Annotated in this window: 14 protein-coding genes; 6 read left to right on the plus strand and 8 right to left on the minus strand. The window is 44.9% G+C overall.

The features are described 5' to 3' along the window. Positions 1-128 precede the first annotated feature (128 nt). Both B7P33_RS01505 and B7P33_RS01510 read right to left on the minus strand, forming a co-directional pair. Complete coding sequence (locus tag B7P33_RS01505) at positions 129-704, minus strand: Crp/Fnr family transcriptional regulator (protein WP_141402367.1); 576 nt, start codon at positions 702-704, stop codon at positions 129-131. A 575-nt stretch (positions 705-1279) separates the two neighbouring features. Next, complete coding sequence (locus B7P33_RS01510) at positions 1280-2110, minus strand: SOS response-associated peptidase (RefSeq protein ID WP_097440198.1); 831 nt, start codon at positions 2108-2110, stop codon at positions 1280-1282. Positions 2111-2161: 51 nt separating this feature from the next. Here B7P33_RS01510 and B7P33_RS01515 point away from each other — a divergent pair, with 51 nt between their 5' ends. Beyond that, positions 2162-4678: a M14 family zinc carboxypeptidase gene (locus B7P33_RS01515; RefSeq protein ID WP_097440199.1), complete on the plus strand. Its 2517-nt coding sequence runs from the start codon at positions 2162-2164 to the stop codon at positions 4676-4678. 39 nt (positions 4679-4717) lie between these two features. After that, positions 4718-6298 (plus strand): amidohydrolase family protein, encoded by a 1581-nt coding sequence (locus tag B7P33_RS01520; protein ID WP_097440200.1) that lies wholly within the window; start codon positions 4718-4720, stop codon positions 6296-6298. Positions 6299-6373: 75 nt separating this feature from the next. Here the strand turns inward: B7P33_RS01520 and B7P33_RS01525 are convergent, their stop codons facing one another. From B7P33_RS01525 to B7P33_RS01535, 3 genes are all read right to left on the minus strand, one after another. Beyond that, positions 6374-6628, minus strand: coding sequence for a hypothetical protein (locus B7P33_RS01525; protein WP_097440201.1), 255 nt, complete (start codon positions 6626-6628; stop codon positions 6374-6376). Positions 6629-7135: 507 nt separating this feature from the next. Then, the gene (locus tag B7P33_RS01530; protein ID WP_097440202.1) at positions 7136-7390 is read right to left on the minus strand and encodes a hypothetical protein; all 255 of its coding nucleotides are present in this window, start codon (positions 7388-7390) and stop codon (positions 7136-7138) included. Between the two features lie 462 nt (positions 7391-7852). Then, entirely contained in the window at positions 7853-8086 is a 234-nt protein-coding gene (locus B7P33_RS01535) for a hypothetical protein (RefSeq protein ID WP_097440203.1), read from the minus strand. A gap of 300 nt (positions 8087-8386) precedes the next feature. On the opposite strand from B7P33_RS01535, the gene msrA reads away from it, so the two are divergent. Continuing rightward, entirely contained in the window at positions 8387-9079 is a 693-nt protein-coding gene (gene msrA / locus B7P33_RS01540; RefSeq protein WP_097440746.1) for a peptide-methionine (S)-S-oxide reductase MsrA, read from the plus strand. Positions 9080-9143: 64 nt separating this feature from the next. Here the strand turns inward: msrA and B7P33_RS01545 are convergent, their stop codons facing one another. Genes B7P33_RS01545 through B7P33_RS01555 form a run of 3 tightly spaced genes read right to left on the minus strand, consistent with a single transcriptional unit; the run spans position 9144 to position 11761 of the window. Further along, positions 9144-10661, minus strand: coding sequence for a hypothetical protein (locus tag B7P33_RS01545; RefSeq protein ID WP_097440204.1), 1518 nt, complete (start codon positions 10659-10661; stop codon positions 9144-9146). Then, positions 10633-11235, minus strand: a complete 603-nt coding sequence (locus tag B7P33_RS01550; protein ID WP_097440205.1) for a hypothetical protein — start codon at positions 11233-11235, stop codon at positions 10633-10635. The genes B7P33_RS01545 and B7P33_RS01550 overlap by 29 nt, the downstream gene beginning before the upstream one ends. Continuing rightward, positions 11219-11761, minus strand: a complete 543-nt coding sequence (locus B7P33_RS01555; RefSeq protein WP_097440206.1) for an RNA polymerase sigma factor — start codon at positions 11759-11761, stop codon at positions 11219-11221. Before B7P33_RS01555 ends, B7P33_RS01550 begins: the two co-directional genes overlap by 17 nt. Before the next feature lie 109 nt (positions 11762-11870). Here B7P33_RS01555 and B7P33_RS01560 point away from each other — a divergent pair, with 109 nt between their 5' ends. From B7P33_RS01560 to meaB, 3 genes are all read left to right on the plus strand, one after another. Further along, positions 11871-12776: an aldose epimerase family protein gene (locus B7P33_RS01560; protein ID WP_172435823.1), complete on the plus strand. Its 906-nt coding sequence runs from the start codon at positions 11871-11873 to the stop codon at positions 12774-12776. A 20-nt stretch (positions 12777-12796) separates the two neighbouring features. Beyond that, the gene (locus B7P33_RS01565; protein ID WP_097440747.1) at positions 12797-13354 is read left to right on the plus strand and encodes a DUF2911 domain-containing protein; all 558 of its coding nucleotides are present in this window, start codon (positions 12797-12799) and stop codon (positions 13352-13354) included. A gap of 109 nt (positions 13355-13463) precedes the next feature. After that, positions 13464-14549, plus strand: coding sequence for a methylmalonyl Co-A mutase-associated GTPase MeaB (gene meaB, locus B7P33_RS01570; protein WP_097440208.1), 1086 nt, complete (start codon positions 13464-13466; stop codon positions 14547-14549). Positions 14550-14698: the final 149 nt, after the last annotated feature.

The following is a 14698-nucleotide window of genomic DNA, read 5'->3' on the forward strand; positions in this document are numbered from 1 at the left end:
TGTATTACCGGCCCTTTCTACATCATTCTTCCTTATTCACCCTGAACGGGCACAGTAATGATTTACAAAAAATCTTGGCGAAAGTACCTAGATCAAGATTGAATTGAAATATCAAATGATAATCGGGCTTATTTATTTTTCACCCTATGGTAGGTAACAGGGCGCATGCCTAAAAAGCTGGCCAAGAATTTATCATACGTATTTTTAAGGTAATCCGGACTCCATTGCATTAGATCATTGTAGCGGCCTTTGGCATCCATGCTCACGAATGTAAAAACCCTATGGGCCAAAACCGATATCACATCTTGCATGACCCCTAAATAATAGTCCATCAAAAGCGAATCTTCCTTAGCCAAGCGTTCTAAATCGCCTACATCTAAAAGCAGTGCCTCTACCTCGTTAATGGCCACGGTATCGAGTATGGGATCAATCGTTTCATTAAATGAGCGTGGATCTCCCATGAGATAACCTACAGAACGTAAATGACAATTGTGTTCTACTCCATCTATCAAAGCAAAAGATCGTACCGACCCCTGTAAAATTAATATGGCTTTTCGGTCTTTACGTCCCGAACGAAAAATATATTCATTGGGTTCATAGGTTTTGAAACTACAGATTCCAAAGAATTTCTCTAACTGTTCTTCTGGTAATCCAAGGTCAAAGGAAGCCAGTTTTTGGAAAGCTTCATTAGTAGCATATTTCATGGTAAACAATTCGAATAGGACCGCAATAGTACCCTTGAGGGATTTTCCGTAAAAATAATATATCATAAAAGAATAAAAACGATCTCATGTTTTTTATTCTTGATACAAGGGAAACTACCTATTATTTCAATTAAAACTTCACTTATGCCTGGGAGTTGATAAGCGGATATGAATATGAAAATAACAATCTATATATCAACACTAAAACGAGCATATCGTCGCCATATGTTATTGGAGCATCAGAAATAGGCACTGAGAAAATGAATGACCTGATTTCTTTTATCAAGAACAAACTAGGCTAGTAAGACGTATCTTAATGAACCCAAAAGCCCCTACCATTACGATAGGGGCTACCAAACCAACAGTCTAACATTCCAACAACGCTAAACATTTCGGCTTTAGTCGTTATTTTAACACCTACTTAACAGTTGTGCGTAAAAATAATATAGGTTTTTAGCAATAATCCATCTTAAAACCCCTCAAAACAGCCCCTATAACACTGTATATCTGAAACTTAAGAAAATTCTTAATTATTACAATATTTATTAAAAAAATGTTAATGCTTCCTGAAGAAATCAAAACAGACCACTTTTCGTGGCCCGGGCATTCAAATGGTCGAAATTCGGATGGTAGCGATCTAACTGGGATATATCATATCGCTGTTGTGCCTTTACCTCCGGATAATCGGCAAACTCCAATACTTCCAGCACATTGTTCTCGGCCCGGGCATTGGTAGCGGGGCGGGCCACCGTATAACTTTCCAGCTCTTGTTGGGTATCGGCATGGAACATAAGTTGGCTAATGGCATCACTGTCCAAATCGGCCTGTAACCAATCTTTCCAATGATAAGGGTCCAATAATATGGGTTGCCTTTTCTTATCATTGTGTACCACTTTCATGAAAGCATTGGCCTCGGAGGTAAGAATACTACAATAGCCAACCCCATCAATAGTATTGTACACGCCCAACAGGCCGAGATAATCGTCGTGCAGCGGTTGTACCAGATGCGGATAACTTTTCCCCTTTAGTTTATAGGGTTCGAAAAATCCGGTGACCGGAATTAGGCAGCGCCGCTCGAAAATGGCATCGGCCGTACGCCTATTGTCAAAAACATATTCTGCCTGTGTATTCAAGGACTTTCCGCCCAAGTCTTTCCATCGCAGTGCCACATCGGTTGTTTCGGGTTCGCAAATTCCCCAAACGGCTTCCCCTATCTCCGAAGGGCTTTCCTGTTTCAAAACATTGATCTTACCATGGGCAAATCCGCTCATCCAATAATAAGGGTGATACCCAACCTGGATCGGGGCATCGAATGCCTTCTCCATACGCGACGGATTCTTATTTTTATTGGAAGTGGAATAGCACATAGGCCCAATGTAGTTAAAATGCGGCAATGCCACTACCATTTCAAGTCATTTTCGTACTTTGTCACATACTAATTTCCAACTACTCAACTCATGCTCAAAAGACTGTTGCTGCTCAGCCTGTTGTGCTGGCAATTCGTACCCGCACAAGATTACTTTTTAGAAAAATACCAGCCCTACGCCGCCGAAATACCTACCCCTGAAGATTATTTGGGTTATGGGATCGGCGAACACCATACCCGCCACGACCTTATCGTTTCATATCTCGAGAAATTGGCCGAGGTCTCTGATAGGGCTACCATTACCGAATATGGCCGTACCCATGAGGGCCGTAAATTGGTGATGTTGACCGTTGGTTTGCCCAAACATTTGGCACAGCTGGAAACTTACCGAAAAAATCAATTGGCCAATACGGACCCCACCACCCCTAATACGGCTACCGATCAGCCATTGTTCGTAAACCTGGGTTATAATGTACATGGTAACGAACCCTCTAGTGCAGAGGCGGCCATGTTAACGGCCTATACCCTAGTAGCCTCTAACCATACGGAAGTGCTAAACTACTTGGCACATGCGGTTGTCTTTATTGACCCTACCATTAATCCTGATGGCCGTGACAGGCATACCCAATGGGCCAATGCCTATCAAGGTAGTCCGTTGAATGCCGACCCGCAAGATGCCGAACATAACGAAGCTTGGCCCCGTGGCCGTACCAATCATTATTGGTTCGACCTCAACCGCGATTGGTTATTGGCCATAAACCCCGAAAGCCGGGGGAAGCTGAACTGGTACCATCAATGGTATCCGAACGTGGTCACCGATTTTCATGAAATGGGCACCCAAAGCACTTATTTCTTTGAGCCTATGAAGGCCAATGGTTCCCTTGACCCTATTATGCCAAAAGAAAATTATGGGGAGCTGAACGATCGCTTTGCCGCACATTTTTCCCAAGCCTTGGATAGCATAGGGTCCTTTTACTTTACCAAAGAGCTTTTCGATGGTACCTATCCGGGTTATGGTTCCTCCTACCCTGACCTTCAAGGTGGTTTGGCCCTATTGTTCGAACAGGCCAGTTCTAGGGGGCATGTACAAAAAACCGCCTTTGGCGAGATTACTTTTCCTTTTACCATCCGTAACCAATATGTGAGCAGCATGGCCACGGTCAAGGCCGCAGTGGCCAACAAAGCCTATCTGCAAGAATACCAGCACCGTTTCTTTAGCTCGGCCATCAGCAATGCCAATAAGAGCAAAATAAAGGGCTATAGCTTCGATGTACCCAACGATCGTAATCGTTTAAAGGCTTTTATGGATAAATTACTCATCCATAAGATCAAAGTGTACGAAAACCAGCAAGGGGGCTTTACCGTGCCAACGGCCCAACCCCAATATCGTATGGTACAAAGTCTTTTTGAAACCTATGACCAGTACCGCGATTCGGTCTATTACGATGCCTCGGCCTGGTCAGTGGCCCATTTTTACAATGTAAAATACCGCCCCACCTCTAAACTCAGTTTAGGCCAAGAGGTAACCGACCTTAACGGTTTTATCGAAACCCCTAGCCTATCGGCTTCGGAATATGCCTATATGATAAAAGGAAGTGACTACAATGTTCCGGCCCTGACCCATTATCTACAAAGTAAGGGCTTGGTGGTTTCCACCGCCTTTAAACCTTTCAGTGCCCAATTGTCCGGAAAAACCGAAAGCTTCCCTTATGGCAGTTTGGTAATCGCCGTCCCCCTACAGAAAAAAAACAGTGAAGCGGTATTCAACATCCTAAAAGAGGGTCAGAAACGTTTCGAAATACCGATTTATGCAGCCCATACCGGAATGAACGTCAGTGGCGTGGATCTTGGTAGTTTGAATATCCGGGCCATGCGTAAACCCAAGGCGGCCTTGCTCATCGGTGAAGGGGTCAACTCTTACGAAGCCGGGGAAGTTTGGCACCTACTCGACACCCGTGTTCATATGCCCATCAGCAAACTGCGAACGGCACAATTGGGAAGGGTCAATTTAGACAAATACAACACCTTGGTCATGGTCTCAGGGCGTTACGACCTCAGCAAAAAAGAACAGGAAAAAATCAAAGCTTGGGTACAGCGCGGCAATACGTTGATCACATTGGCAGGTGCCTCTAAATGGGCCATCGACAAGAAAATCGTATCCGAAATTTTAATCACGAAGAAAAAGGACAGTACCGAAACCCAGGTACGAAAGCCATTTGTAACCGCTTCGGAACATTTGGGTCGCGAGCGTGTTGGCGGTATTATTGCCCAAGTAGACCTCGACCTGACCCATCCGCTAGGTTTTGGTTATTCCGACCCCAAACTCCCCATTTACAAAAACAATACGGTATGGCTTAAACCAAGTAAGAATCCGTATGCCACGGTGGCCAAATATACCCGCGACCCGCATATCGATGGATACATTTCAAAAACCAACCTGAACGAATTTATGAAACCGGCAGCATCCTTAATGGTAAGCCCTCTAGGAGGTGGCCGTGTGATCCTTTTCGGCCATAACCCCAATTTTAGGGGATCGTGGTACGGTACCAACCGTATGTTCTTAAACGCCCTATTCTTGGGGGATAAGATTTATAATCCGGCCGACTAATACCCAATACTCAAAATAACAACCACCAAATACTACATTATGAACCGTTTATTAGCTACCCTCGCCTTCCTTTTGTTCGGAACAAGTTGTCTTATGGCCCAATCGGCCCAAGGGGATGGCCCACATAGTCAATTGATCATTAGAGGGGTTACCTTGATAAATGGGAATGGGGCGCCACCACAAGGCCCTATTGATATTGTAGTTGAAGGCAATACCATAACACAGATACAAGTGGTTGGCTATCCAGGGGTACCCATTAATGAGGCCAAACGCCCGAAACTAAAACCGGGCGGTAAAGAACTGGACTGTAGTGGTATGTACCTGATGCCGGGCTTTGTAGATATGCACACCCACATCGGCGGGGTATCACAAGGGGCCGAACCCGATTATGTTTTCAAGTTATGGTTGGCCCATGGGGTTACCACCGCCCGTGAAGTTGGCGGGCGAAGTGCCGATTGGTCATTGGACTTGAAACGTAAAAGTGCCAAAAACCAAATCGTGGCACCCCGATTGTTCAGTTATACCGTATTCGGGCAAACCAGTGAAGGCTTGAACCCCTTGAACGATATTCCAATAACCACCCCCGAACAAGCCCGAACTTGGGTAAGGGCCAATGCCAAGGCCGGGGCCGATGGTATTAAGTTTTTTGGGGCCGAACCCGAGATAATGGCCGCCGCCTTGGACGAGAACAAAAAACTAGGATTGGGATCGGCCTGCCACCATGCCCAATTAAGTGTAGCCCGTTGGAACGTATTGCACTCGGCCCGTGCCGGACTTACTTCTATGGAGCATTGGTATGGCCTGCCGGAAGCCCTTTTCGACGATAGAACGGTACAAGATTATCCGTTGGACTATAACTACCAGAACGAGCAACATCGTTTTGAAGAAGCCGGAAAATTATGGGCACAGGCAGCCAAACCCTATTCGGAACATTGGAACAAGGTAATGAACGAACTCTTGGAACTGGGCTTTACCCTAGACCCAACCTTCAATATCTATGAAGCCAGTCGCGATCTGCACAGGGCACGTAGGGCCGAATGGCATGAAGACTACACTTTACCTAGCCTTTGGGAGTTCTATCAGCCCTCAAAAATATCGCACGGTAGCTACTGGCACGATTGGGGTACCGAACAAGAAGTGGCCTGGCGGGAAAACTATAGGCTTTGGATGACCTTTGTAAACGAATACAAAAACCGTGGCGGGCGGGTAACGGCCGGTTCCGATTCTGGTTTTATTTTCCAATTGTATGGTTTCGCTTTTATCCGGGAATTGGAATTGTTGCGTGAGGCAGGCTTCCACCCACTGGAAGTTATTCGTTCGGCTAGCTTGAACGGAGCCGAGGCCTTGGGCATGGGCGATAAGATTGGGTCGGTATCCATTGGCAAATGGGCTGACTTTGTAATTGTGGATGCCAACCCTTTAAAAAACCTCAAAGTGCTTTATGGTACTGGGGCCGTAAAACTGACCGAAGACAATACGGTAATCCGTGAAGGAGGCGTCAAGTACACCATAAAAGATGGTATCGTTTACGATGCCAAAGCCCTATTGGCAGAAGTAAAAGCTATGGTAGCCGCCGAAAAGGCCAAGAAAGGGTTTGAAATCAAACAACCGGGAAACTAATTATCCGGTCATGGAAATATTGAAAAGGTAATCGGGTATTCGAAACTAAGATTTGATTTGCAACCTTGGTTTTGATTAAGCCAACATCTTACGGTTCTTTTTGGTCTTGAAAGACAAAGCCTTTTTTACACGGCTAGTACGGAACTTGTGAAGACGGGCAACCTCGATGGTCTTTTCTTCAGTTTCGATGTTCTCAACAGCTGGGGTAGTAATCTCAACATTCAATACTACGGTCTGGACAGGAAGCTCTAAAGTAGTAGCCTTGTTATCTTGGGCCTGAGCGGTGAATCCTAGAAGAAGTACGATGATGATGGTGATGATTGCTTTCATAACTGTTGTGCTTTTACACTTCCAAAGTAAATCCACAGCAGCACCTCATCCGGAAATCGGTCGCTGAAACACCCCCTAAACTCGGTATCTGACGAAATGTTCGGAGAAGTGCAAAAAATCTCCGATAACGGTTTTTAGGGCGCGTTACATCTGGCCGAAACAAGCTGCATTTAAACGATGGCAGCCTCAGCTTTACAATTCAAAAAAGCAGTAATGGAACAGGAAACGCTCCATACGAACAACCCTTGTGGAACCACTTGGGCAGCGAAGTAGTCGCCCATTCAATGAAGACGACCCAGCTAACCTTCTAGAAACCGTATCCGATCAACCGTTTACTAGTGGTAGCTTTATATATGAATAACAGCCCTAAGAAGTATTGACCTTCGAAGCGCCTAAATCAATTTATCCGAGAAAGACCTGGTGTTTCCTTACCAGAAGTCTCTTTGCATTTTGTCTTTTCTCTATATTCTATTATCTATATTCTATTATCTATTTTCTCAGCTTTAATTAAGCCAACATCTTACGGTTCTTTTTGGTCTTGAAAGACAAAGCTTTTTTTACTCGGCTAGTACGGAACTTGTGAAGACGGGCCACCTCGATGGTCTTTTCTTCAGTTTCGATGTGCTCAACAGCTGGGGTAGTAATCTCAACATCCAATACTACGGTCTGAACCGGAAGCTCTAAAGTAGTGGCTTTTTGGTCTTGGGCCTGAGCGGTGAATCCTAGAAGAAGTACGATGATGATGGTGATGATGGCTTTCATAACTGTTGTGCTTTTACACTTCCAAAGTAAATCCACAGCAGAACCTCGACCGGAAATCGGTCGCTGAAACACCCCCTAAACTCGGTATCTGACGAAAAGTTCGGAGAAGTGCAAAAAATCTCCGATAACGGTTTTTAGGGCACGTTACCTCTGACCGAAACTCCATGCATTTTATCGACCAAAATCACAAACAGGCCTTCTAAATCCAGGCCTATTTCCTCTTATTATATTAGGATTCGCCACCTATTCCGTTCCATGGAAAAGAAAATGACGTATATGTTTTATTGGATAAAAGCATCCTCACTATTAAAAAATGCACGAGGGGCACCGTATAAAGGCCCTAAAACCCCCGTCTTAACAACCAGGCCAATTCCAGCGGCCCCTTCATGCAAGTTTTAAAATCCTTTGGAAGGATTATTTAGTTATCCATTTTTAAGGGTTACGGGGCACCCTTCTATATGTTTACGCCAATTTGGCTTTGTTCTTTTTCGTTTTAAAAGCCAAGGCTTTCTTTACACGCGATGTTCTGAACTTGTGTAAACGAGCTACTTTTTGTTCGGCCTTTTCTTTTTGTTCTTTTTCTTGTTTAACCCATTGCTCCGTTTCTACGGTATTGGTCAAAGTAGGTTGTGGTTTCTGTGCAGCGGCCGTTGTGCCAATGGCTACTACTAAAATTAAGGTTACAATAGCTTTCATTATTACCGGGGTTTTACACTGCTAAACTAGTCCGACCCCGACCTAAGACCCTACCACATACCGCCCAAAACCCCAGTATTTTCGGTATCTGACAAAAACATAGCCCAAGTGCGAAAAATGTCCGATGAAAGTTTTCAACCGGGCGGTCACCTCATCGTAGGAACCTACACTTTATCGATGAAATGCATGGGAGACCATAGCCCTAATCCTAAAAAAAAAGAAAGACATGTGAAGACTGCGGACTTGCTATTGTACTTTACCTTTGTAAGGTTACCCCCTGTGGGCCCACTAACCCAAAAAATGAAGATTATGTTGCAGAAACTTATGCCCTTGGCCTTGGCACTACTCACTATAAGTTGTCATTCCAAACCAAAAAATGATAAAATGGCCGAAACGGTTGTGTCCAAAACCGAGGAAACCAAGACCGAAAAGCAGAAAAAGGATTTAAGCCAATTCGAAACCGCCTATTTTGCCAGTGGCTGCTTTTGGTGTGTAGAGGCCATTTATGAAAGTGTAGAAGGGGTTGAAGAAGTAATCTCAGGCTATTCGGGCGGAAAAGAAAAGAACCCGACCTATAAACAAGTAAGTTATGGCAAAACCACACATGCCGAGGCCGTAGAGGTGTATTACGACCCTAAAGTGGTCTCTTTTGAAACCTTGGTTACGGTCTTCTTCGGATCTCATGACCCGACCACTTTAAATAGACAAGGGCCGGATCGTGGAGCCCAATACCGTTCTATCGCATTTTACAAGAACGATTCCGAAAAACAAATTATCGAGGCCTTTATCAAAGGTTTGGAGGAAGCCGAGGTTTATCCGTCCAAAATCGTGACCCAGGTAAAACGGTTTAAAAAATTCTATAAGGCAGAAGATTACCATCAGGATTATGAAAAATTGAATCCGGGTAACCGATATGTACAACAGGTTTCCGTACCTCGATTAAACCGTTTTAAAGAACGCTTCCCTCAGTTACTGAAAAAAGAGGCACATTAACACCAAGAAATTCCCAAACGAAAAAGGCGCCCAATGGCGCCTTTTTGCGTTTGTATTCATATGATTAACGAAGTACCACTTCGGAGTACTCGGCGTTAATATTCACCTTACCACCCGACTTCCCAAGGCTGCCTTTATGTACAACCCCACCAGAGGCCTCATTGCGCTGTAGTTTCCATGTCGACGGATATTCGATTTCTGACTGGAGACCATTTATATAGAGTTGTGCATTCTGCGGCATCTCACATAACAGCTCCCCATTTTCAACATTTACATCCAAAGCGGAAAATTGATTCCCCACCGCTAAAATGGTTACATTACCCAAAGCATTATTGATCAAAGCCTTTTTTCCGATTTCGTCTATGGTTACCTCGGAAGATTGACAATCGAGGGACAGCTCCCCCACTTTGGCCAACTCTACCTTCTCAGAAAAATCGGTCTTAAGTTTACCGGCATCCCAAACCTCTACCTGTACTGGGGTATAAGAGGCGACCACATAGGTATCTTCCCCATCTATGGTACGGGCCAACAACTTTGAGTGGGCCAATTTGGCCTCGATATTCTTGGTGTTCTGGGCCAACTTGATCTCGCCATAGCGGGCATTGATCTTAAGTCTTACTGACTTGGGCATCCAAACTTTGATATGGATCTTGACATGGTTCGAAGCATGCCCGCCCATGACCACTTTATTATTGCCAAAACTATAGGCAAATCCGGTTTTACTGCTCGATCTTATGGCTTGCCGTACCTGTCTTTCGGCCTCTTGCATTTGGCGTTCTACCTCCCGTTGCGCCTGTCGTACCTCTGCACGAGCCCTTCGTTGTTCAACGGCTTGTTGGGCACGGGCCTGGGCCATTTCTTTTTGTATGGCCTTGCGTTCTTTTACCATTTCTGCCTGGGCCCGTTTACGCTCCTTTATTATTTCTTCACGCTGCTTCTTATACTCTTCCCGATGTATCTTGGATTCTTCTTTCCACTGTTCCAATTCGGCTTTATACTCGGTATCCAAATATTTCTTCATTTCTTTTTGCCATTCTTCCATATAGCTGTCGCCTTCTTTTTTATAGCGCTCATAATCGAATTCAGACATACCCATATGTGGCATTGGCGGTATCTGTATGATCTCGGGCAACTCGAGCAACTCCGTCATTTCAGGCATCTCGGGCATTTCCGGCATTACGAAATTCTCCATATGGAACTCGATATCTGGCATAAAGGAAAGCTCGGGCACATCGGGCATTACAAAATTAAACTCGGTATTGCCCGCCCAGTGCCCCTGGTTTACGGTCTCTATACTTATCTTTTTGCTATTTCCCATTATCTCTACCGGATTCGACTTCAGATACGCATCGGCCTCTTCGACTTCCATATCCTCCAAAATCACCTTGGCTTCTACCTTAACCTGGTTCTTGTTCCAGGTTTCAAAAGTGATATCTGCATTTTGGGTATTTACATCGACTATGGCATCGCCATTGACATCGAAGGTTTCGGTAATGGTACGTTCTTGCTTCTGCCCATATAAAAGCGGAATACTAGCCCATAATATAACTACACTATATAATATCTTGCTGCTCGTTCTCATGCTCTGATGTTTTAAGTTCATCCAATTTGTTTTTTAGCTTGTACAACAACTTCAAGCGTAACTGTAGGTTTTGGATCAATGCATTAATGGTCTCTTCATTTGGCCCAAGGGTATTTAGATCATGGTTCAATTTTTCGTACTCTTTATTGAGCTGCTCCAATTTGGCCAAATGGCCCTCTACCAAGTGTGTATTGGCACTGGATACCGGTAACTTGGCCAACTCCATATTTATAGTGGCCAAATAATAGTCTTCTACCTTTTTTAGATCGGGCGAAAGGCTTCCTAACGAAATCGCATTTTGCGTTTCCGAGGTGTCTTGGGTATCAGTTTGGGTAATTCCGGTTTGCGGGTCGGTCAAATCATCGCTATCCTTAACCAGCATCCAAATGGCCCCTAATCCAATGATCAAAGCTATTGCCGCCGCCATGCGCCACCAGGTATAGCTGACCTGTTTTTTTTGTTCCGGCAATTCTTGGTTCAACCTTTCTAAAAAGCGCGCCTCATGGTCTTTTGATAAGGTGCTATCGGATTTCGCATAGCCTTCCTTTACCATTTTTTTAAGATCCCGTGCCATACACTATTTCTTTTAATCGTTCTTTTAATTTTCCTTTTCCCCTTAGCAATCGGGTACGACAAGCGGTTTCCGATATACCCAGTATCTGCGATATTTCCTGATGGTCGTACCCTTCAACCAAATACAACAATACCACTTGGCGGTACTTTTCGGGCAAGGCCTCCATACTGGCATGCACCTCGGCCATGCTCACATCGGTCTCCATCTCCCAATCGTTATCATCTGCCAAATGCACAAAACCTTCATCCAAACCAACAGTCAATTCTTTTTTGGCCTTGATAAAATCGATACATTTATTAATGACTATCCGTTTTAACCAAGCCCCAAAACTCACTTCGCCCTTGTACTGATCCAATTTGGAGAAAGCCCTGATAAATGCTTCCTGTAATATATCCTCCGCATCGGCATCATGGCGTACATAGCGTAAGGCTACATGAAACATGCCGTCGCAATACTTTCGATACAAGGCCATTTGGGCCGTTCGATCGTTCTGCCTACATTTTTTTATCAGGTCGGTTTGAAGCATTGATCTCGCTACTTACTGTTGATTGATGTTGTTGTCTATTTTAAAGACGACCCCTATTCGGCCCTGTTGCAAAATATTTTACTTTTATGATCTTTTTAAGATTTTGCAGATGAAGGAAGTGGAACTCGACAACGGTTTATTAAAGGTTAAGATACTGAATTACGGGGCTATTCTACATAGCCTACAGCTCACAAAACCCGATGGAAGCATTCAAGAATTGATCAAAGGTTGCCCTACTACTGAAGATTATCTTACCGATTCCGCTTATCGCGGAGCTTGTATTGGTCGCGTGGCCGGACGCATTTCTAATAACGGGTTTTCTTTGAATGGTACCCACTACCCTCTACATACCGAAAACGGCATCCATTTGCATGGCGGAGCCAATGGGTTCTCAAAAAAGACTTGGCAAATTGAATCTGTTGAGGAAGGAAATAATCCGTCGGTGACCTTGTTTCGCGAAAGTGCCCATGGGGAAGAAGGCTATCCCGGAAACTTAAAAGTATGGGTAAGTTATACCCTGGTAGATCAACAATTGGTTATTACCCACAAGGCCACTACAGATGCACCCACCTTGGTCAACCTGACCAATCATGCCTATTTTCAACTCGATGATTCGCCCCAAATAGACCATTACGAATTGATACTGAACGCTACCCAACAGGTCGCCTTGGGCGAAGACCTGCTACCAAATGGCCAATTGCTTGCCGTTGGAGAACTAGATAATGATTTTACCACCCCCCGCCCCATCAAAACCAAAAGGTTCGACAGTATTTTTGCCTTAGATGAGGGTAACATTGCCGGCTCGGCCTTTTCCCCTAAATCGGGAATACGCATGGAGCTCAGCACCGACCAAAAGGCCTTGGTCATTTATACTAAACCTGGCGATGGCAGCATATGCTTTGAGGCCCAAGGATTCCCGAATGCCGTTCACAACCCCCATTTTCCGCAATGGACCATACAACCGGGCGATACCTACCACCACCAAATGACTTTTCGATTCGATTGTTTATCTTAGGTATTTTGAAAAACAAAGCCATGAAAATCTTGAAACGTATCGTAATCGCTGTAGTCGTACTAGGCGCCCTATTGTATTTTGTAGGCATGCCCTTGGCACGTAAACAAACCAAAAAACATAGCCCGGAAACAACGGCTTCCTATGTCGTTAACGGTTGGGACCTGCGTACCCATTATTCGGCCCCCTCGAAAAAAGACCGGGTCATTTTTGGGGAATTGGTGCCTTTTGGTAAAGTCTGGCGTACTGGTGCCAACGAACCTACCACCTTTGCTACCACCCAAGACATAAAAATCATAGACAAGCCTTTACCCGCCGGTATTTATTCATTATGGACCAAACCTGGCGCTGAGGAATGGGAAATCTATTTTAATAGTGAGGTGCCCGATTGGGGAGTGACCTTGGCAAGCGGCGGGGCCGAAACCACCCGAAACCCAAAGTCCGATGTGGTACAGGTTACCGTGCCTGTAACAACCACGAATCCAAAAGAACAGCTCACCCTCGATTTTGAAGAAGACGGGGCCCTCTATCTGTACATTCATTGGGACACCCAAAAAATACGGATTCCCCTCTCAAAATAAAGCCATCCAACAGCTCTGAAAACAGGGGTTCTTCGTATTTTTATATTATGGAATTCCAGATGGGGTCAACCCAATAATTCCGGGTATCCTATCCTTTAAAAACAAGGCGTTGAAAAAATCGAACAAATCGGCATTGTCTGAAAAAGCTGGGGTTTCCAAAGGAACGGAAGCCCATTTGGCCCCGTTGGGTCATCGCCGCACACTTAAACGGAAGAAACAAAACCCAACTGCGCTGGCCCAAAGGATTCTAGACGGCAACAAGTCGGCCTTGGCACAGGGCATTACCCTAATCGAAAGTACCCAACCCAACCACCAAAACGACGCTAACTGCATTATCGCCTCTTGCATTCCCCATAGTGGCAAAAGTATCCGTATAGGTATTACTGGGGTACCTGGGGTGGGCAAAAGTACGTTTATTGAAAGTTTGGGTATGCTGTTGCTTCAACTGGGGAAAAAAGTAGCCGTTTTGGCCGTTGACCCCAGTAGCAGTCTCAGTAAAGGCAGTATTCTGGGCGATAAAACCCGTATGTCGGAACTTACCAAGGCCGAAGCTGCCTTTGTACGCCCCTCCCCTTCTGGTAATTCCCTAGGCGGGGTAGCCCGTAAGACCCGAGAGACCATTGTGCTGTGTGAGGCCGCAGGTTATGATGTTATTCTGATCGAAACCGTTGGTGTTGGGCAAAGTGAAACCGCCGTACACAGTATGGTCGATTTTTTCCTTTTGTTGAAACTAGCCGGTGCTGGTGATCAACTACAAGGCATTAAAAGGGGCATTATGGAAATGGCCGATTCCATTGTCATCAACAAAGCCGATGGCGACAATCTTAAACCTGCCCAGTTGGCCCGTACCGAATTCGAAAGGGCCTTTCATTTGTTCCCGCCGAAACCCAATAATTGGATTCCGAAGGTGTTGGTGGCCTCTGCCCTAGAGGATACCGGTATACGACCTATATGGGAATTGATACTGGAATTTTGGAACCACACCCAAACAAACGGTCATTTTAAACGTAACCGAGATGCCCAGAACAAACACTGGGTCATACAAACCATAGAAGATAGGTTGATACAAGATTTTTACCATAGCCCAGGCATCAAAGACGGGCTTGAAAAGACGCTACTGGCGGTTCAAAACAAGGAAACCTCCCCCTTTGCCGCCGCAGAACGACTTTTAGAGGTATTTAAAACCAAAAAGTGAAACCCCAAAACCGTCTTAAATTGTTTTTGCCAAGGAACGTGACCATCCAAACCCACGCAATTTTAACTACATTTGTGGCGAATTCGTAACGGGCATATGGTTCTTTAATGCACCGCTAGCGGCCCAGTTTACGTATTTTGCCAAAAACC

The sequence above is a fragment of the Sediminicola luteus genome, from assembly GCF_002514735.1.
GTDB lineage: Bacteria > Bacteroidota > Bacteroidia > Flavobacteriales > Flavobacteriaceae > HQA918.

What these genes read in the sequence shown, in the direction of transcription:
- B7P33_RS01565 (WP_097440747.1), top strand. Translation starts at nt 12,797, where the DNA reads ATGAAAATCTTGAAACGTATCGTAATCGCTGTAGTCGTACTAGGCGCC.
- B7P33_RS01520 (WP_097440200.1), top strand. Translation starts at nt 4,718, where the DNA reads ATGAACCGTTTATTAGCTACCCTCGCCTTCCTTTTGTTCGGAACAAGT.
- B7P33_RS01535 (WP_097440203.1), bottom strand. Translation starts at nt 8,086, where the DNA reads ATGAAAGCTATTGTAACCTTAATTTTAGTAGTAGCCATTGGCACAACG.
- B7P33_RS01530 (WP_097440202.1), bottom strand. Translation starts at nt 7,390, where the DNA reads ATGAAAGCCATCATCACCATCATCATCGTACTTCTTCTAGGATTCACC.
- B7P33_RS01505 (WP_141402367.1), bottom strand. Translation starts at nt 704, where the DNA reads ATGAAATATGCTACTAATGAAGCTTTCCAAAAACTGGCTTCCTTTGAC.
- B7P33_RS01545 (WP_097440204.1), bottom strand. Translation starts at nt 10,661, where the DNA reads ATGAGAACGAGCAGCAAGATATTATATAGTGTAGTTATATTATGGGCT.
- B7P33_RS01515 (WP_097440199.1), top strand. Translation starts at nt 2,162, where the DNA reads ATGCTCAAAAGACTGTTGCTGCTCAGCCTGTTGTGCTGGCAATTCGTA.
- B7P33_RS01560 (WP_172435823.1), top strand. Translation starts at nt 11,871, where the DNA reads ATGAAGGAAGTGGAACTCGACAACGGTTTATTAAAGGTTAAGATACTG.
- B7P33_RS01550 (WP_097440205.1), bottom strand. Translation starts at nt 11,235, where the DNA reads ATGGCACGGGATCTTAAAAAAATGGTAAAGGAAGGCTATGCGAAATCC.
- msrA (WP_097440746.1), top strand. Translation starts at nt 8,387, where the DNA reads ATGAAGATTATGTTGCAGAAACTTATGCCCTTGGCCTTGGCACTACTC.
- B7P33_RS01510 (WP_097440198.1), bottom strand. Translation starts at nt 2,110, where the DNA reads ATGGTAGTGGCATTGCCGCATTTTAACTACATTGGGCCTATGTGCTAT.
- B7P33_RS01555 (WP_097440206.1), bottom strand. Translation starts at nt 11,761, where the DNA reads ATGCTTCAAACCGACCTGATAAAAAAATGTAGGCAGAACGATCGAACG.
- B7P33_RS01525 (WP_097440201.1), bottom strand. Translation starts at nt 6,628, where the DNA reads ATGAAAGCAATCATCACCATCATCATCGTACTTCTTCTAGGATTCACC.